Annotated in this window: 15 protein-coding genes; 11 read left to right on the top strand and 4 right to left on the bottom strand. The window is 69.0% G+C overall.

What is annotated here, in order from left to right:
• Positions 1 to 4 precede the first annotated feature (4 nt).
• The 7 genes from IAG39_RS14315 (at position 5) to IAG39_RS14285 (ending at position 8,142) form a co-directional block, all read left to right on the top strand.
• The gene (locus IAG39_RS14315; RefSeq protein WP_118933268.1) at positions 5 to 3,694 is read left to right on the top strand and encodes a DUF802 domain-containing protein; all 3,690 of its coding nucleotides are present in this window, start codon (positions 5 to 7) and stop codon (positions 3,692 to 3,694) included.
• A complete protein-coding gene (locus IAG39_RS14310) occupies positions 3,691 to 4,341 on the top strand; it encodes an OmpA family protein (RefSeq protein ID WP_054456414.1) in 651 nt (216 codons plus the stop codon). Before IAG39_RS14315 ends, IAG39_RS14310 begins: the two co-directional genes overlap by 4 nt.
• Positions 4,331 to 4,981, top strand: a complete 651-nt coding sequence (locus tag IAG39_RS14305; RefSeq protein ID WP_118933269.1) for a DUF2894 domain-containing protein — start codon at positions 4,331 to 4,333, stop codon at positions 4,979 to 4,981. The genes IAG39_RS14310 and IAG39_RS14305 overlap by 11 nt, the downstream gene beginning before the upstream one ends.
• A gap of 80 nt (positions 4,982 to 5,061) precedes the next feature.
• Positions 5,062 to 5,307, top strand: coding sequence for a ParD-like family protein (locus IAG39_RS14300; protein ID WP_118933270.1), 246 nt, complete (start codon positions 5,062 to 5,064; stop codon positions 5,305 to 5,307).
• The gene (map, locus tag IAG39_RS14295; protein ID WP_054456411.1) at positions 5,308 to 6,099 is read left to right on the top strand and encodes a type I methionyl aminopeptidase; all 792 of its coding nucleotides are present in this window, start codon (positions 5,308 to 5,310) and stop codon (positions 6,097 to 6,099) included.
• Between the two features lie 104 nt (positions 6,100 to 6,203).
• A complete protein-coding gene (locus tag IAG39_RS14290; RefSeq protein ID WP_059373071.1) occupies positions 6,204 to 7,424 on the top strand; it encodes an MFS transporter in 1,221 nt (406 codons plus the stop codon).
• Between the two features lie 94 nt (positions 7,425 to 7,518).
• Positions 7,519 to 8,142 carry a glutathione S-transferase family protein gene (locus IAG39_RS14285; protein WP_118933271.1) on the top strand — a complete coding sequence of 208 codons (624 nt, stop codon included), beginning with the start codon at positions 7,519 to 7,521 and terminating at the stop codon, positions 8,140 to 8,142.
• 12 nt (positions 8,143 to 8,154) lie between these two features.
• Here IAG39_RS14285 and sodC read toward each other — a convergent pair whose 3' ends face one another.
• The 4 genes from sodC to IAG39_RS14265 form a co-directional block, all read right to left on the bottom strand.
• Positions 8,155 to 8,679, bottom strand: a complete 525-nt coding sequence (gene sodC / locus IAG39_RS14280; RefSeq protein ID WP_054456408.1) for a superoxide dismutase family protein — start codon at positions 8,677 to 8,679, stop codon at positions 8,155 to 8,157.
• Between the two features lie 604 nt (positions 8,680 to 9,283).
• Positions 9,284 to 10,603 (bottom strand): DUF445 domain-containing protein, encoded by a 1,320-nt coding sequence (locus IAG39_RS14275; protein WP_373429127.1) that lies wholly within the window; start codon positions 10,601 to 10,603, stop codon positions 9,284 to 9,286.
• Between the two features lie 52 nt (positions 10,604 to 10,655).
• Positions 10,656 to 12,044 carry a GntP family permease gene (locus IAG39_RS14270; RefSeq protein WP_118933272.1) on the bottom strand — a complete coding sequence of 463 codons (1,389 nt, stop codon included), beginning with the start codon at positions 12,042 to 12,044 and terminating at the stop codon, positions 10,656 to 10,658.
• 139 nt (positions 12,045 to 12,183) lie between these two features.
• A complete protein-coding gene (locus tag IAG39_RS14265) occupies positions 12,184 to 13,113 on the bottom strand; it encodes a LysR family transcriptional regulator (RefSeq protein WP_059373077.1) in 930 nt (309 codons plus the stop codon).
• Positions 13,114 to 13,316: 203 nt separating this feature from the next.
• On the opposite strand from IAG39_RS14265, the gene IAG39_RS14260 reads away from it, so the two are divergent.
• The 4 genes from IAG39_RS14260 to IAG39_RS14245 are packed head-to-tail and all read left to right on the top strand — an operon-like array spanning position 13,317 to position 18,993.
• Entirely contained in the window at positions 13,317 to 15,437 is a 2,121-nt protein-coding gene (locus IAG39_RS14260) for a 3-hydroxyacyl-CoA dehydrogenase NAD-binding domain-containing protein (RefSeq protein ID WP_118933273.1), read from the top strand.
• Positions 15,438 to 15,462: 25 nt separating this feature from the next.
• Positions 15,463 to 16,644 carry an acetyl-CoA C-acyltransferase gene (locus IAG39_RS14255; protein WP_118933274.1) on the top strand — a complete coding sequence of 394 codons (1,182 nt, stop codon included), beginning with the start codon at positions 15,463 to 15,465 and terminating at the stop codon, positions 16,642 to 16,644.
• A gap of 9 nt (positions 16,645 to 16,653) precedes the next feature.
• Entirely contained in the window at positions 16,654 to 17,850 is a 1,197-nt protein-coding gene (locus IAG39_RS14250; protein ID WP_118933275.1) for an acyl-CoA dehydrogenase family protein, read from the top strand.
• 9 nt (positions 17,851 to 17,859) lie between these two features.
• Entirely contained in the window at positions 17,860 to 18,993 is a 1,134-nt protein-coding gene (locus IAG39_RS14245; protein WP_059373086.1) for an acyl-CoA dehydrogenase family protein, read from the top strand.
• Positions 18,994 to 18,999 lie beyond the last annotated feature (6 nt).

The raw sequence follows: 18,999 nt of genomic DNA, 5'->3' as shown, positions 1-18,999 counted from the left end.
CACTATGTCCAAATATCTGACTAATCTCGTGGTTTTCTTGGCGGGTCTGGCCGTCGTGGGCTGGATCGGCGTGGGCTATGCGGGCACCAACCCGCTGGCGCTGGCCGTGACCTTGCTGATAGGCGTCTGTTACCTGGGCGGCGCGCTGGAACTGCTGCGCTACCAGCAGGCGACCTCCTCGTTGATGCGCGCGCTCTCGGGCCTGTCCGAAGCGCCCGGCAATCTGGGATCCTGGCTGGACCAGTTGCCGCCGGGCCTGCGCAACGCCGCGCGCCTGCGCATCGAAGGCGAGCGCGCGGGCCTGCCTGGCCCGGCGCTGACGCCATACCTGGTCGGCCTGCTGGTGCTGCTGGGCATGCTGGGGACCTTCCTGGGCATGGTCGTGACCCTGCGCGGCACCGGCCTGGCGCTGGAAAGCGCCACCGACCTGGCCGCCATCCGCGCCTCGCTCGCCGCGCCGGTCAAGGGCCTGGGCTTTGCCTTCGGCACCTCGATCGCCGGCGTGGCCAGCTCCGCCATGCTGGGTCTGCTGGCAGCCCTGTGCCGCCGCGACCGCGTGCGCGCGGCGCAACTGCTGGACAGCAAGGCGGCAACCACCCTGCGCGTGTACTCGCAGGGCTATCAACGCGAAGAATCCTTCAAGCTGCTGCAACGCCAGGCTGAAGTGATGCAGCGCCAGGCGGAGGCCATGCCCACCCTGGTCGACAAGCTGCAAGCCATGATGGGCGACATGGCCCGCCAGAACCAGGCCCTGAGCGACCGCCACATGGCCAGCCAGGACGCGTTCCAGGGCAAGGCCGAGGCCGCCTATTCGCGCCTGGCCGCCGTCATGGAACAGTCCATGAAGGAAAGCGTGTCGCAAAGCGCGCGCTCGGCCGGCGCCGCCCTGCAACCCGTGGTGGAAGCGACGATGGCCAGCCTGTCGCGGGAAACCGCGTCCCTGCAGGACACCGTGACGCAAGCCGTGCAGCGCCAGCTGGAAGGCCTGACCTCGGGCTTCCAGGCCACCACCAGCAACGTCGCCGGCATCTGGAACCAGGCCCTGGCCGGCCAGCAGCGCGCCAGCGAGGCCCTGTCGCAGGACCTGCGCGCCTCGCTCGACCACTTCGCCCAGACTTTCGAACAGCGCTCGGCCGCCCTGCTGGACAGCGTGTCCTCGCGCCTGGAGGAATCGTCGGGCAGCATGTCGCAAGCCTGGACCCAGGCGTTGTCGCGCCAGGAGCAGGCCAGCGAAAAGCTGGCTGGCGACAATCTGCAGGCCCTGACCGCGGCCGCGGCCAGCTTCGAGCAGCATTCGGCCTCGCTCTTGCGCACGCTGAACCAATCGCACACCCTGCTGCAGTCCGAGCTGGCCTCGCGCGACCAGCAGCGCCTGGCCGCCTGGACCGACACCCTGGGCGCCATGGGCGCCACGCTGCGCCAGGAATGGGAGCAGTCCGGCGCGCAGGCCGCCGAACGCCAGGAAGCCATCAGCGCCACGCTGGCGCAGACCGTGCGCGACATCACCGCGCAGGCGGAAGTCCAGGCGCGGCTGCTGGAAGGCGTGTCCGCCCGCATGGAGGCGGCCGCCAACGGCGTCTCGCAGCAATGGGCCAGCGCCCTGGCGCGCCAGGAACAGGCCGGCGAAAAGCTGGCTGGCGACAACCGCGAGGCCCTGGCCGCCGCGGCCGCCACCTTCGAACAGCATTCCGCGGCCCTGCTGCAGACGCTGGACCAGTCGCACACGCAACTGCAGGCCGCGCTGGCCTCGCGCGACCAGGAACGCCTGGCCGCCTGGACCGGCACGCTCACCGCCATGGCCGCCACGCTGAGCCAGGAATGGCAGCAGGCCGGCGCCGACACCGTGGCCCGCCAACAGGCCGCCAGCGACACGCTGGCCCAGACCGCGCGCGACATCGCCGCGCAAACGCAGGCCCAGGCCGGCCTGCTGGAAAGCGTCTCGGCCCGCCTGGAAACGGCGGCCGGCAGCGTCACCCAGGCCTGGACCGAGGCGCAAGCCCGCCAGGAACAGGTCAACGCCAAGCTGGCCGGCGACAACCAGCAAGCGCTGGAAACCGCCGCCGCCACCTTCGAACAACATTCCGCCGCACTGCTGCAAACGCTGGACCAGTCGCACGCCGAATTGCAAACCGCGCTGGCCTCGCGCGACCAGGAACGCCTGGCCGCCTGGACCGGCACGCTTACCGCCATGGCCGCCAAGCTCGGCCAGGAATGGGAACAGGCCGGCACCCAGGCCGCCCTGCGCCAGCTGGAAGTCAACGACACCCTGGCCCAGACCGCGCGCGACGTTTCGGCGCAAACCCAGGCCCAGGCGGGATTGCTGGAAAGCGTATCGGCCCGCCTGGAAACGGCCGCCACCGGCGTCACCCAGGCCTGGACCGAGGCGCAGGCGCGCCAGGAGCAGGCCAACGCCAAACTGGCCGGCGATACCCAGCAAGCGCTGGAAACCGCCGCCGCCTCCTTCGAGCAACATTCCGCCGCGCTGCTGCAAACGCTGGACCAATCGCACGCCGAGTTGCAGGCCGCGCTGGCCTCGCGCGACCAGGAACGCCTGGCCGCCTGGACCGGCACGCTCACCGCCATGGCCGCCAAGCTCGGCCAGGAATGGGAACAGGCCGGCACCCAGGCCGCGCTGCGCCAGCTGGAAGTCAACGACACCCTGGCCCAGACCGCGCGCGACATCACGGCCCAGACCCAGGCCCAGGCCGGCCTGCTGGAAAGCGTATCGGCCCGCCTGGAAACGGCCGCCACCGGCGTCACCCAGGCCTGGACCGAGGCGCAGGCGCGCCAGGAGCAGGCCAACGCCAAGCTGGCCGGCGACAACCAGCAGGCGCTGGAAACCGCCGCCGCGGCATTCGAACAACACTCCGCCGCCCTGCTGCAAACGCTGGAGCAATCGCAGACGGACCTGCAGAACGCGCTCGCCGCCGAGGACCAAGCGCGCCTGGAAGCCTGGACCGGCAAGCTCGGCACGATCGCCGACTCGCTGCGCGCCGAATGGGAACAGACCAGTTCCTACACGGCCAACCAGCAGCAGCAGATCTGCGACACGCTGGCCATCACGGCGCAGGACATCAGCGCGCAGACCCAGGCGTCCGCCAACGACACCATCGCCGAGATCGGCCGCCTGGTGCAGGCCGCGTCCGAAGCGCCGCGCGCGGCCGCCGAAGTCATCGGCGAACTGCGCCAGAAGCTCTCCGACAGCATGGAGCGCGACAACGACATGCTGGAGGAACGCAACCGCCTGCTGGAAACCTTGGGCACCCTGCTGGACGCCGTCAACCACACCGCCGCCGAACAGCGCACGGCCGTGGACGCGCTGGTGTCCTCGTCGGCAGAGCTGCTGGACCGCGTCGGCACGCAGTTCACCGAACAGGCGCAGGCCGAAACCGGCAAGCTGGCCGAGGTGGCCGCGCAGGTCGCCAGCGGCGCGGCCGAAGTGGCCAGCCTGGGCGAGTCCTTCGGCACTGCCGTGCAGCTCTTCGGCGAGTCCAACGACAAGCTGGTGGCGCACCTGCAGCGCATCGAAGCGGCGCTGGACAAGTCCATCGCGCGCGGCGACGAGCAGCTCGCCTACTACGTGGCGCAGGCCCGTGAAGTGGTGGACCTGAGCATGGTGTCGCAGAAGCAGATCGTCGAGAACCTGCAGCAGCTGGCCATCCAGCGCGCGACGGCCGGAGCGGAAGCGGCATGAGCGAGGACATCGACGGCGGCGTGGAGCCCACAGTCCCGGCCTGGGCCGTCTTCGGCGACCTGATGTCGGTGCTGCTGGGCGCCTTCGTCCTGATCCTGGTGAGCGTCGTCGCGGTGCAGCTGCAGCTGTCCACCCAGCTGGAAGAAGAGGTCAAGCAACGCCAGGTCGAAACCCAGCGCCGCGAAACGCTGGAGCAGGCGCTGGCGGGTCCGCTGGCCGCCGGCCGCGTGACCCTGATCGACGGCCGCATCGGCATCAGCGGCAGCGTCCTGTTCGCCCTGAACTCCGACCAGTTGCAGCCCGAGGGCCGTGAAGTCCTGAAAAGCCTGATCGAACCCTTGTCGGCCTATCTGAAGTCGCACAACGAGATCCTGATGGTCAGCGGCTACACCGACGACCAGCAGGTGCGCGAAGGCAACCGGCGCTTTGCCGACAACTGGGACCTGTCCGCGCAGCGCGCCTTGACCGTGACGCGCGCGCTGATCGACGAGGGCGTGCCTTCGTCGGCCGTGTTCGCCGCCGCCTTCGGTTCGGAACAGCCGGTGGCCTCGAACGCGGATGAGGACGGCCGGTCCAAGAACCGCCGGGTCGAAATCGCGCCCATTCCCAAGCCCTCCAGCGACGCCGGGACCTCGCATGGCCAGTGACGGCACCCGCGGCGAGATCATCAACGCCCGCGCCATGCTGGACGCCTGGCGCGAGGCCGGCGCCGACCGCGTGGCTCCCGTCCGCTTCCAGTTCATGGACGCGCTGCAACGGCGCGCAGCCGCCCAAGGCGGCGAAGCCCGCAGGCTGCTGGACGGCAAGCTGGCTGCGCTGATCCAGGCCTACGAGGCCGAGCTGGACGGCGCGCCCGCGGATGCGGCCGAAAACGTCTCCGCGCCTGCTGCCGGCATCCCGGAACCCGGACCGCTGGCGGCGCTGACCGCGTACATCGCCGATCCCGGCCCCGACGCGCGCGGCGCCGCCGACCTGCGCGCTTCCTACCCCGAACTGCAAACGCTGGAATACTTCCGCGGCGTCTGGTCGCGGGTCAGCGCCGACCGCCAGGTGCGGCAGTCCCAGGAGCAGGTGCACAAGAACGCCGGCCCGCTCAACTCCAACCAGCTGGTGCACCGCGCGCTGTCGCTGATGCGCGAAGTGTCGCCAGGCTATCTGCAGCAGTTCCTGTCGTACACCGACGCGCTGATGTGGATGGAACAGGTGCACGCCGCCATCGCGCCCCCGCCCAAGGAAGCCGCGCCCCGCGCCGGCGCCAAGAAGACGGCGCGCAGCAAAGGCCGCTAGTCCTCGCCCGATTTGCGCCCTGCAGCCTATCGGCGGTAAGATACGATCCATATACAAACCATATATAGATCATTCACTCCATGGGCATCGTCAAGATCTCCGAGCAAATGCATGAGAACCTCCGCGTCGCCAGCGGCGCGCTCAGCCGCTCCATCAATTCCCAGGCCGAACACTGGATGCGCATCGGCATGCTGTCCGAGCTCTACCCCGAGCTGCGCCACGCCGACATCTGTCAATTGCTGATCCGCATCGAACAGGCCGAGGGCTTCACCATCGCCTCCTTGTCCCAAGGCTTGCCACAGCCAGCCCAGCAGGAGGCCGCGTAAATGGCGAAGAAGGTTTCCATCAAGTCCGCCGCCGACATCGAAATGGCCCGCAAGGCCGGCGCCATGGCGGCGGAAGTGCTGCACATGATTGCCGAACACGTCCGCCCCGGCGTCACCACCGATGAGCTGGACCGCATCTGCCACGACTACATCGTCAACGTGCAGAAGGCGATACCCGCCAACGTCGGCTACCACGGCTTTCCCAAGACCATCTGCGCCTCGGCCAACCACGTGATCTGCCACGGCATCCCGTCCGCCAAGGTGCTGAAGAACGGCGACATCCTCAACATCGACGTCGCCGTGATCAAGGACGGCTGGTTCGGCGACACCAGCCGCATGTACTACGTGGGCCAGCCCAGCCCGCTGGCGCGGCGCCTGGTCAACACCACCTATGAAGCCATGCGCGCCGGCATCATGGCCGTCAAGCCCGGTGCCACGCTGGGCGACATCGGCCACGCCATCCAGACCGTGGCGCACCGCGAGCACTTCAGCATCGTGCGCGAGTACTGCGGCCACGGCATCGGCCAGATCTACCACGACGATCCGCAGGTGCTGCACTACGGCCGCCCCGGCGAAGGCATGGTGCTGCAGCCTGGCATGATGTTCACCATCGAACCCATGATCAACGCCGGCAAGCCCCAGACCAAGCAGCTGCCCGACGGCTGGACCGTGGTCACCAAGGACCGCTCGCTGTCGGCGCAATGGGAGCACATGGTGGTCGTGACCGAGACCGGCTACGAAGTGCTGACGCCCTGGCCGGACGGCTTCGGCGACTATCCGCCCATCCCTTGATGCGGTGAGCTGAGGCGCCGCCTTGCCCATGGCAAGGAACGGAGTGCCCGCGGACAAGGGCACGATCATGATCGTGCCCTTGTCGTTTCCGCCGTCCGCCCCCCATGTCCGCCCTGCCCTCAGCGTTCCGCCGCCTGGCCGCCTCCAACCTGGCCGCCCAATTCTCCGAACAGATGGCGCTGGCGGCCGCCCCGCTGGTCGCGGTGCTGGCGCTGGGCGCCAGCGCGGCCGAAACCGGCTATCTGCAAACCGCCCAGACCCTGCCCTTCCTGCTGTTGTCCCTGCCCGCCGGCGTGCTGGCCGACCGGATGTCCCGGCGCGCGCTGATGACCGCGGCGGAGTGCGTGCGCGCCGCCAGCCTGCTGGGCCTCTTGGCGCTGCTGGCCACGGGCGGGCTTGACCTGGGCTGGCTGGCCGCGCTGGGATTCCTGGGCGCGGTCGGCACGGTCGCGTATAACGTCGCCGCGCCGGCGCTGGTGCCGCGGCTGGTCGCGCCCGCCGGACTGGCCAGCGCCAACCGCTGGCTGGAACTGGCCCGCAGCACCGCCTTTTCCGCAGGGCCAGCCGCCGGCGGCGCGCTGGTCGGCTGGATGGGCGCGCCCTCGGCCTATGTGCTGGCCACCGTGCTGTCGCTGCTGGCGGCCCTGCTGCTGGCCGGCCTGCCCCACGACACGCCCGGCCTCGCGCCGCGCCGCCGCCTGCTGGAGGAACTGCGCGAAGGCGCGGCGTTCGTCCTCACGCATCCGCTGCTGCGCCCGGTGCTGGTGACCGCCGTGTTCTTCAATACCGCGTGGTTCGTGCTGCAGGCCATCTATGTGGCCTACGCCATCGAACGGCTGGGCCTGTCGGCCGCGGCCGTCGGCCTGACGCTGGGCGTGTACGGCGGCGGCATGGTCGCCGGCGCCTTGCTGGCCCCCTGGCTGGCGCAGCGGCTGAGCTTCGGCGGCATGATCGCCGTGGGCCCGCTGGCCGCGCTGATCGCAAGCGCCATCCTGCTTTCCACGCTGGCATTCCCGTCCGGCGCATGGGCCGCGGCGGGCTTCTTCCTGTTCGGCGCGGGCCCCATACTCTGGACCATCACCACCACCACGCTGCGCCAGGCGATCACGCCCAACGCCCTGCTGGGCCGCGTGTCCGCCGTGATCCTGACCGCCACCTTCGGCGCCCGGCCGGTCGGCGCGCTGATCGGCGCCGCGCTTGCCGCGCGCGTCGGCGTCGAAGCCTGCCTGTGGGTATCGACCGCCGGCTTCGCAGTGCAGTTCGTGGTGCTGTACACCTCGCCCGTGCTGCGCCTGCGCACCCAGCCCGAGGCCGGCGCCTATTGAGCGCTGTTGCGCACGCAAAACCGGCAATCTGTATCTGTGCGCGCCCGCCGGCGCCCGCTAGACTGCCGCCGTCAATCAACACGGCGGCGGCAAGATGCTGAAAATCCTGGGTAAAGCCTCATCCATCAACGTGCGCAAGGTGCTCTGGACCTGCGCCGAACTGGACCTGCCTTTCGAACGCGAAGACTGGGGCTCCGGGTTCCAGCCCACCGGCGATCCCGCCTTCCTGGCGCTCAACCCGAACGCGATGGTGCCCGTCATCCAGGACGGCGACTTCGTGCTGTGGGAGTCCAACAGCATCATCCGCTACCTGGCCGCGCAATACGGCGGCCAGCGCCTGTATCCCGTCGAACCCAGACTGCGCGCCCGCGTCGACCAATGGATGGACTGGCAGGCCACCGACCTGAACCGCGCCTGGAGCTACGCCTTCATGGCCCTGGTGCGCGAATCCCCCGCCCACCGCGACCGCGCCGCGATCGAGGCGTCCTGCCGCGAATGGGCGCGCTACATGGCGATACTGGACCAGCGCCTGGAACAGGCCGGCGGCTACGTCGCCGGCCCCGCGTTCTCGCTGGCCGACATACCGGTCGGCCTGTCGGTGAACCGCTGGTTCGGCACCCCATTTGAAAAACCACGGTTGCCGGCCGTCGCCGCCTATTACGACCGGCTCGCCGAACGGGCCGGCTACCAGCTGTACGGCCGCAACGGCACGGCCTGACCGCCCAAGCGGCTACTTCACCACGCCGCAAACCAGCCGGCCGCCCCCGCCGCCCAGCGGCGCCGGGGTATCGCTGTAGTTGTCGCCGCCCACGTGCACCATTACCGCACGGCCCTTCACATCAGCCAGCTTCAGATGCGGCGCCACCACCGCCTTCGTCGCCGTGCCATCGGCAGCGACCACGATGAACGGCAGATCGCCCTGATGCCCGTCGGTCGCCATCGGCCCCTTGTGCGCCTTGGTGCCCTTGGGATCGAAATGCCCGCCCGCAGCGCCGCCAGCCGCCATCTGGTTGTTCACCATGCCAGGCTCGCAAGAACCCTTCTCATGCACATGAAAACCGTGTTCGCCGGGCGGCAAACCCTTCAAATGCGGCGTAAGCTGCAGCCCGCCCTTGGTGTCCTTGAGCGTGATCGTGCCAGCGCTCTTGCCCACGCCGTCCACGCTCAGGAACGACATCGACACGTCTTCCGCCAGCGCCGCGCCAGACGCGCCTGCGAACGCAAGCGCCGCGACCAGCATCGAGATTTTCTTCATGGGGTGCCTCCAGGATACGCGCCCGCAGGCCGCGGACGCCCGTTGCTACATGGCCGGCCCGTTGCCGTCCATTCCGAAAAAAACAATAGCACCGGCTTCCGCGCACCTGCCAGCAATCTTCGTTCCTGATACAAACAAGGGCGATACGGCCAGAAAAAATCTGAATGCTCTGCCTGCCCGCCAAAAATCCCGCGCCCGCCCCGTCCGCGCGTACCCAGCGCCCCCCACCACGTACGCAACCGCGTAAGCCGCCAATGGCCGCCCGCGCGGCCATTGGCGGCGGGCCCCGCAAACCTCGCAACCAAACACCGCTGCAGCAGCGCCTCATACCAAGACATGGATAGCCCGTCGGCGCGGGCGCCTGGGTGGCGAGCAACCTCGATGCGCCCGAGGGAATCGGAAGGAGCCGCCGCAGGCGGTGACGACGATGACGACGGGGCAGTCCGGAGCGAACGCTCCGGACCGCAATCGTGGGCGCTCGCCACCCAGGCGCCCGCGACGACGGGCGGCCTACGAAGCACAGGAAACAGCAGTCAAATCCCGGCCTACAAAGCCCCGGGAGGACTAGCAAAGCCTCGAATGAAACAGTCAAAAAGCACCCGCATCACCCTCGAACCAGCAACACCACAGCATGCAGCACCACCCCTATCAACCCGCCCACCAAGGTGCCATTGAACCGGATGTACTGCAGATCCTTCCCCACGCTAAGTTCAAGCTCATCCACCAGATGCCGCTCATCCCAATTCTTCACCGTGCGCGAAATATGCTCCGTGACCCCGCTACGCAAGCGCCCCGTCAGCCTCCGCGCCCCGCCCAGCACGTGATTGTTGATCGCCTCCCGCAACCCCGGATCTTCCCCCAGCTTGCGCCCCAAGGCCAGCAAGGCGCTCTCCAGATGCCGCGCCAGCGCCGAATCCTCCGATGACAGATCGCGCCGCAACGCCGCGTGGATATCGTCCCACAGCCCCTGCACATACTCCTGCACCTTCGGATGATCGATCGCCCGCTGCTTCAAGGCCTCCACCTGCGCCGACAACGCCGGATCATCCCTCAGCCGTCGGATGTAATCCTGCACCCAGGCCTCATAGTCCCGCCGCACCGGATGCCCAGGCTCGGACAGCACGTCCCGCAGTTCCTCCACCAGCGCCCGTGCCAGCCGGTCCGCCAGATTGTCGGCAATCCCGTCCACCGACTTGACCACGTCCACCGCCGCAATGATGCGTGGCCATTCCTTCTTCGCGAACTTCACCAGCAGGCTCGAGGCCCGCGCCTTCACGTCCTCGTCGCCCAGATAGCCGCCCAGCCGCTCCAGCGCCGCGTCCAGCAGCTCCTGGTGCCGCCCGTCGCGCGTCAGCAGCCCCAGCACCTCGCCCGCCGTGTCCGCCGCGTCCCAGCGCCGCAGATTCTTCACCACGAACTCCTGGATCACCCCGCGCACCGCCCGCTCGTCCAGCAGGTCCAGCGTCTGCAAGGCCACATTGCGCGCCCCCTCGCTCAAGGCCCGCGCCTGCCGCGGACGCCCCAGCCAGCGCGCAAGCCGCGCCGCGGGATCGAACACCCGCAGCTTCTCCATCAGCGTGTCCGGGTCCAGGAAATGGTCGCGCACGAACACCGCCAGGTTGTCGCCGATGCGGTCCTTGTTGCTGGGAATGATGGCCGTGTGCGGGATCGGCAAGCCCATCGGCCGGCGGAACAGCGCCACCACCGCGAACCAATCGGCCAGCGCGCCCACCGTGGCCGCTTCGCAGAACGCCCGCACCCAGGCCCAGGCGCCCTGCCCGCCCATGACGTGGCTGGTGATGAAGCCGCAGACCATCGCCACCAGCAGCGCCAGCGCGGCGATCTTCATGCGCCGCAACTGCGTGCGGCGCGCTTCGGAAGCCAGCGCGGAATGCGTGGCGGCGGAACGGGGCATCTCTGTCATGGGGTCTCCGGAAACGACAGACCCAGCATAACAATTGCGGCCCGCAGGCGTGTCAGCCCAGCGGCGGCAGCATGTTGAACAGCAGCACCATGACCAGCCCCACCACCGACACGATGGACTGCACCACCGAGATGGTCTTGGTCGCTTCGCCCATGGTCATGCCGAAGGACTCCTTCACCATCCAGAAGCCCGCGTGATTGGCGTAGTTGAAGAACAGCGAACCGCAGCCGATGGCCAGCGCCAAGAGCGGCAGGTTCAGGCTGGGATCGGCGCCCGCCAGCGGCGCCAGCAGGCCCGCCGCGCCCACGATGCCGACCGTGGCCGACCCCGTGGACACCGACAGCAGCATGGCGATCAGCCAGCCCAGCGCCAGCGGCGGCAGCGAAAACTGATGCGTCAGCTGCACGATGGCATCGCCCACCTTGGCGCTGGTCAACACCTGCTGGAACGCGCCGCCGCCCGCGATGATCAACATGATGCCGGCGATGGGCTTGAGGCTCTTGCCCATGGCATCGCGCAGTTTTTCCGCGTCGCCGCCGCGCATCAGCACCAGGGTGAATGCGGCGAACAGCACGCCCAGCAGCATCGCGACCATCGGGTCGCCCAGGAACGCCGCCACGTGCATGGCGCGGGAATCCTTGGGCAGCAGCATCTCCGCGCCCGCGTGCACCAGCATCAGCAAGGCGGGCAGCAAGGCCGCCAGCACCCCCAGGCCCACGCTCGGCGCATTGGGGCCGGCGGCATCCTGGCGGGTCGTGGTGAACTGTTCCAGCAGCGCCTCGTCCGGACGCGTCGTCATGCGCCGCGAAATGAAAGCGCCATACAAGGGACCGCCGAAGACCATGGCCGGCAGCGCCGCGATGAAGCCGTAAATCATCGTCGGCCCCACCGTGGTCTTGAGCGTGGCGATCGCCGTCAGCGGCCCCGGATGCGGCGGCACCATGCCGTGCATCGCCGCCAGCGCCGATATCACCGGCACGCCCACGTACACGTAGGCCGAGCCCTTGAAGCGCTCCTGGCTTTCCAGCTTGCGCGCCACGCTGAAGATCAGCGGCAGCATCACCACCAGGCCGACTTCGAAGAACATCGGTATGCCGATGACGAAAGCCACCAGGGTCATGGCCCAGGGAATCATGCGAGGCGAAGTATGGTTCAGGATGGCATTGGCCAGGCGTTCGGTCGTGCCCGAATCCGCCAGGATCTTGCCCAGCATCGCGCCCAGCGCGATCACCACGCCCACCGCTCCCAGCGTCTTGCCCGCGCCATTGCTCAGGTTCTTGACGATGGCCACCGGCTCCATGCCGGTGGCGAAACCCACGCCGATGGAAACGATCAATAGCGCCAGCAGCGGATGCATGCGGATGCGCGAAACGATCAGCGCAACCAGCACCAGCACGCTTGCCAGCGCGGTAAGAAGCAATTGGACGTCGGAGGAAGACATGGACGGGCCTGGGAAAAAATGGGCGCGGCCCCGCGGCCGTTTGCCGTAAAGAACAGGAATTTTATGCCTGCCAAGCTGAACGCCCAGTCAGGAACGCCGCGCCTCCCGGCCCTGTACAGCCCTCCACGGACCGGCGCCGCTAGCCCGCCGCCTCCAGCAATCCCGGCTTGCCTTCGTGCGCGGCCTGGGCGCGTTCCAGGATGAATTCGATGATCATCGAGATCGCCCGCGGGTGGTGGCGGTTGGGCATGTACAGCATATACATGCCGCGCCCGAAGATGCTCAGCCGCCACTGAGGCAGCGCGGCCACCAGGTCGCCGCGCGCGATGTCGTCGTGCACCACGTAATCCGGCACCACGCCCACGCCCAGCCCCGCCAGGGTCGCGTCGCGCAGGAAGGCGTAGTTGCGCGAAATCACGGTCGGCTCCAGCACCACGTGCTGCCGCGGCTGGCCGCCGTAGTAGGCGGAAAGCCGCAAGGGGCGGCCGATGACCGCGGCGCTGATGGTGGGTGTGCGCGCCAGCTCTTCCGGATGCTGCGGCAGGCCCCGGGCGGCGACATAGTCCCGCGAGGCGCAGGCCACGTAGCGGACCTGGCCCAGCTCGCGCGCCACCAGGTTCTGCGGCGGCTCGGACATGATGCGCACCGCGATGTCGACCTCGTCGCGCAGCAGGTCATCGACACTGTTCTCGAACAGCACGTCCAGCACGATGTCCGGATAGGTCCGCTTGAACTCCAGCAGCCAGGGCGTCATCACGAACTGCCCGTAGCCGCTGGGCACGCTCAGCCTGACCTTGCCCTGCGGCGTCTTGCCCAGGGTCTCGACGGATTCACGCGCCGCCGCGAGTTCGTCCTGGATGCTGCGGCCGTGGCGATACAGCTTCAGTCCGATTTCAGTCGGTTCCACATGCCTGGTGGTGCGGCGCACCAGCTGCATGCCGACCGAGCGTTCCAGCTGATTCAGGTGGTAGCTGACATTGGCGCGCGTCATCTTCAGACGGCGCGCGGCCTCGCTGAGATTGCCCGCGTCCAGGATTTCCACCAGCAAGGTCAGGGATTTGGTGTCCATTCGGGCCTCCACGCCACCACAATTCACCCCGGCATTGTCAAATTTTTTTGACATCAATGTCAATTATTGATGCCATTGTCAAGACTTCTTTACTGCGAAAGAATGAGCCCATAAAAGACGGGCCGTTCCTGGTCCGCCCGGCCGGGCCCTGGCGGCCGCCCCAAGCGGCGTCGCAGCGGCAGGCCTCATCGGAGACACTGTCCATGACAGACAGCGCAAGCACCGGCGCGGCCAGCGCGCGCCGCTACGACGACATCCTTGTCGTCACCATCGACCATCCCCCCGTCAATGCCCTGAGCGCCGCCGTGCGCCGCAATCTGGCCGCGGCCGTGCGCGACGCCCAGGCCGATCCGCAAGTACGCGCCATCCTGCTGATGGGCGCGGGCAAGAACTTCATCGCCGGCGCCGACATCCGCGAATTCGGCAAGCCGCCGCAGCCGCCCATCCTGCCCGACGTCTGCAACCTGATCGAAGCCAGCGCCAAGCCGGTCGTGGCCGTGCTGCACGGCGCGGCGCTGGGCGGCGGGCTGGAAGTGGCGCTGGCCGCGCACTACCGCGTCGCGCTGGGCGGGGCCAAGCTGGGCCTGCCTGAAGTGAACCTGGGCCTGCTGCCCGGCGCCGGCGGCACCCAGCGCGCGCCGCGCCTCATGGGCGCGCAGGCCGCGCTGGACTTGATGCTGACCGGCAAGCACCTCTCCGCCGGCGCCGCCCTCGAAGCCGGATTGGTGGACGCGCTGTCCAGCGAAACCGATCCCCTGGACGCGGGCCTGGCCTATACCCGGCAATTGCTGGCGATCGGCGCCGGTCCGCGCCGCACCCGCGACGCCGGCGCGCTTGCCGACCGGGCCGCCGCGCTGGCCCAGGTCGAGGCAGCGGCCGAACGCGTGGCCCGGACCACCCGCGGACTGTACTCGCCCGGCAAGATCGTCGAGGCCGTGCGCGCCGCCATCGAGCAGCCTTTCGAGGACGGCCTGCGCACCGAACGCGCGCTGTTCCTGCAATGCCTGGACAGCCCGCAGCGGGCGGGCCTGGTGCATGCCTTCTTCGCCGAACGCGATACGGCCAAGATGCCGGGACAGCAGCCCGCCCGGGCGCGCCGGCTGGAGCGCATCGGCATCGTCGGCGGCGGCACCATGGGCGCTGGCATCGCCGTTTCGGCGCTGGACGCCGGCTTTCCCGTGACCATGGTCGAACAGGACGAGGCCGCGCTGGAACGGGGCCGCGCCCGCGTGGCGCAGGTCTACGAGCTGCTGATCCAGAAAGGCCGGATCAGCGCCGACGAGCGCGGCGCCCGCATGGCGCGCTACACCGGTTCGACCCGCTACGAGGCGCTGGACGACGCCGATCTCATCATCGAAGCCGTGTTCGAGGACATGACGGTCAAGCAGGCCGTGTTCGCGCAGCTGGACCGCGTGGCCAAGCCCGGCGCGGTGCTGGCCACCAATACCTCGTACCTGGACGTCAACCTCATCGCCGCCGCCACGCGCGGCCCCGCCGACGTGCTGGGCCTGCACTTCTTTTCGCCGGCCAACATCATGAAGCTGCTGGAAGTCGTGGTGGGCGAGCACACCGCGCCCGACACCGTGGCCACCGGCTTCGAACTGGCCCGGCGCCTGCGCAAGATCCCGGTGCGCGCGGGCGTGTGCGACGGCTTCATCGGCAACCGCATCCTGGCCGTGCACCGCCAGGCGGCCGACATGATGATGGAGGACGGCGCCTCGCCCTACCAGATCGACGCCGCCGTGCGCGCCTTCGGCTACCCCATGGGCCCCTATCAGATGGCGGACCTGGCCGGCGGCGACATCGGCTGGGCCACGCGCAAGCGCCGCGCGCCCACGCGCGATCCGGCGCTGCGCTACGTGCAGATCCCCGACCGGCTGTGCGAACGCGGCTGGTTCGGCCAGAAGACGGGCCGCGGCTTCTACCTCTACCCCGATGGCGCGCGCCAAGGCGAACAAGACCCCGAAGTCCTCGCCATCATCGACGCCGAACGTACGCGCGCCGGCGTCGCGCCGCGCGCCTACACCCAAGAGGACATCCAGCGCCGCTACCTGGCCGCGATGATCAACGAAGCGGCCAACGTGCTGCACCAGGGCATCGCCCAGCGCCCGTCCGACATCGACGTGGTGTTCCTGTCCGGCTACGGCTTTCCGCGCCATCGCGGCGGCCCCATGCACTACGCCGACAGCGTGGGACTGGAGCGCGTGCTGGCGGATATCCGCGGCTACGCGCAGGAAGACCCCGCCTTCTGGAAGCCCTCGCCCCTGCTGGTGCAGTTGGCTGAATCCGGCCGCAATTTCGCCAGCCTGAACCAGGCCGCCTGACCCGCACTCCACACAGGAACACGCCATGCGCGAAGCCGTCATCGTCTCCACCGCCCGCACCCCCATCACCAAGGCGGGGCGCGGCGAATTCAACCTTATCGCCGGCCCCACTCTGGCCGCGCACGCGGTGCGCGCCGCCGTCGACCGGGCCGGCATAGACCCCGCCCTGATCGAAGATGCCTTCATCGGCTGCGGCTATCCGGAAGGCGCCACCGGCCGCAATATCGGCCGCCAGGCCGTGGTCCGCGCCGGCCTGCCGGTCAGCGTGGGCGGCGCCACCGTCAACCGCTATTGCGCCTCCGGCCTGCAGGCCATCGCCTCGGCCGCCAGCCGCATCGTCATGGACGGCGCGCCCGCCATGATCGCGGGCGGCGTGGAACTGGTCTCGCAGATCCGCACCCGCGACGACGGCGTGAGCGGCATGGATCCGTGGATCGTCGCCAACAAGCCCGAGCTCTACCTGCCCATGATCGAAACCGCCGATATCGTGGCGGCCCGCTACGGCATCAGCCGCGAAGCCCAGGACCATTTCGCCGCGCAAAGCCAGGCGCGCACCGAAGCCGCCCAGGCCGCGGGACGGTATCTGGAAGAGATCATCCCCGTCACCACGACCATGTCCGTCACCGATCGCGCCACCGGCGCCGTCAGCGAACGCGAAATCACCGTGGACCGCGACACCTGCAACCGCCCCGGCACCACCTACGAAGCCCTGGCCTCGCTGGCGCCGGTGCGCGGCGCGGGCCAGTTCGTCACGGCGGGCAATGCCTCGCAGTTGTCCGACGGCGCCGCCGCCTGCGTGCTGATGGAAGCCTCCGAGGCCCAGCGCGCCGGCATCCAGCCGCTGGGCGCGTTCCGCGGACTGGCGATCGCCGGCTGCGAACCCGACGAGATGGGCATAGGCCCGGTCTACGCCGTGCCCAAGCTGCTGGCGCGCCACGGCCTCAAGGTGCAGGACATCGACCTCTGGGAACTGAACGAGGCCTTTGCCTCGCAAGCCCTGTATTGCCAGCAGAAGCTGGGCATCCCGATGGACCGCCTGAACGTGGACGGCGGCGCCATCGCCCTGGGCCACCCCTTCGGCGTCACCGGCGCCCGCCTGGCTGGCCACGTGCTCATCGAAGGCCGCCGCCGCGGCGCCCGCTATGCCGTCGTCACCATGTGCGTGGGCGGCGGCATGGGCGCGGCCGGCCTGTTTGAAATCTACTGAGGATCCCCCATGGACCTGGAATTCACCCCCGAAGAAAACGCCTTCCGCGACGAAGTGCGGGCCTTTCTCGCCAGCAAGCTGCCCGAGCGCCTGTCCGCCAAGGTCGCGCAGGGCAAGCTGCTGACGCGCGCCGACATGGTCGAGTGGCACGCCATCCTCAACTGCCAGGGCTGGCTCGCCAGCCACTGGCCAATGGAATACGGCGGTACCGGCTGGAGCGCCGTGCAGAAGTACATCTTCGAAAACGAATGCGCGCTGGCCGGCGCGCCGCGCATCGTACCCTTCGGCCTGAGCATGCTGGGCCCGGTGCTGATCAAGTACGGCAGCGAGGCACAGCGGCGCCACTGGCTGCCGCGCATCCTGGACGGTTCCGACTGGTGGTGCCAGGGCTACTCCGAACCCGGCGCGGGCTCGGACCTGGCCTCAGTCAAGACCACCGCCGTGCGCGACGGCGACAGCTACGTCGTCAACGGCCAGAAAACCTGGACCACGCTGGGCCAGTACGCCAACATGATCTTCTGCCTGGTGCGCACCTCGCAGGAAGGCCGGCGCCAGGAAGGCATCAGCTTCCTGCTGATCGACATGACGAGCCCCGGCGTGGAAGTCCGCCCCATCATCACGCTGGACGGCGAACACGAAGTCAACGAAGTGTTCTTCTCCGACGTGCGGGTGCCTGCGGCCAACCTGGTGGGCGAGGAAAACCGCGGCTGGACCTGCGCCAAGTACCTGCTGACCTACGAACGCACCAACATCGCCGGCGTCGGGCAATCCACGGCAGCGCTGGAACGCCTGAAGACGGTGGCCGCAAGACTACGCAAGAACGGACGTCCGCTATCGGAAGACCCGGACTTCGCTGCCCGGCTGGCGCGCGTCGAGATCGAGCTGGCCAATATGCGCACCACCAACCTGCGCGTGGTCGCGGCGGTTGCCGGCGGCGGCGCGCCCGGCGCCGAAAGCTCGATGCTGAAGATCCGCGGCACCCAGATCCGCCAGGAAATCAGCGCGCTGAACCGCCGCGCCATGGGGCCTTACGCCCGTCCCTTCGTACCCGAGGCGCTGCACGACGGCTACGACGCGCCGCCCATCGGCCCCGAGGGCGCCGAGAGCGCGGCCGCGCAGTACTTCAACAACCGCAAGCTGTCGATCTTCGGCGGCTCCAATGAAATCCAGAAGAACATCATCTCCAAGATGATCCTCGGACTGTAAGGGCCGGCCATGAATTTTGAACACACCGAAGACCGGCGCATGCTCTCCGACATGCTGCGCCGCTTTGTCGCCGAACAGAGCGACTTCGCCACGCGCGACCGCAACGCCCGCTCGGAGCGGGGCTACAGCCTGGAACTGTGGCAGCGCTACGCCGAACTGGGCGCCATCGGCGCGCTGTTTGCCGAAGCAGATGGCGGGCTGGGCGGAAGCGGCTTCGACATTTCCGTCGTGTTCGAGGCGCTGGGCCGCGGCCTGGCCGTCGAACCGCTGCTGGACGCCCTCATGGTCGGCAGCGCCATCGCCGCCGCCGGCACGCCAGCCCAGCGCGAAGCCCTCGAAGGCCTGATCGCGGGCGCCATCACCGCCGCGCTGGCCCACGCCGAGCCCGGCTCCGGCTATGAGCTGGCGCACGTCGAAACCCGCGCCGAACGCAGCGCGGACGGCTGGGTGCTCAACGGCGCCAAGGCCGTGGTCGCGGCGGGCGAACACGCCGACCTGTTCCTGATCCCGGCCCGCAGCGCGGGCGGTCCGGACGACGAAGCCGGCATCAGCCTGTTCCTGGTCAGCGCCGGCACGCCCGGCCTGAAGGTGCGCGGCTATGGCCTGATCGACGGCGGCCGCGCGGCCGAACTGGTGCTCGACGGCGTACAGCTTGCGCCAGATGCCCTGCTGGGCGAGGCCGGCGCAGGCTACCCGCTGCTGGAGCGCGCCGCCGGCCGCGGCATCCTGGCGCTGTGCGCCGAAGCCGTGGGCGCCATGGACTGCGCCCGCGACGCCACCCTGGAATACCTGCGCACGCGCCGCCAGTTCGGCGCGCCCATCGGCAGCTTCCAGGCGCTGCAACACCGCATGGCCGATGTGCTGCTGGAAATCGAACAGGCGCGCTCCGCCGTGATCAACGCCGCGGCCGCGCTGGACCACCCGGACCGCGCCACCCGCGAACGCGCGCTGTCCGCCGCCAAATTCACCATCGGCCGCATCGGCACGCTGGTGGCCGAGGAAAGCATCCAGCTGCACGGCGGCATCGGCATGACCTGGGAGCTGCCGCTGGCGCACTACGCCAAGCGCCTGGTCATGATCGACCACCAGTTGGGCGACGAAGACCATCACCTGCGGCGCTACATCGCGCTGGGGCAGGCCTGAGCGGAG

It is taken from the genome of Achromobacter xylosoxidans (genome assembly GCF_014490035.1).
GTDB lineage: Bacteria > Pseudomonadota > Gammaproteobacteria > Burkholderiales > Burkholderiaceae_B > Achromobacter > Achromobacter bronchisepticus_A.
This window is presented reverse-complemented; position numbering and strand designations above follow the sequence as displayed.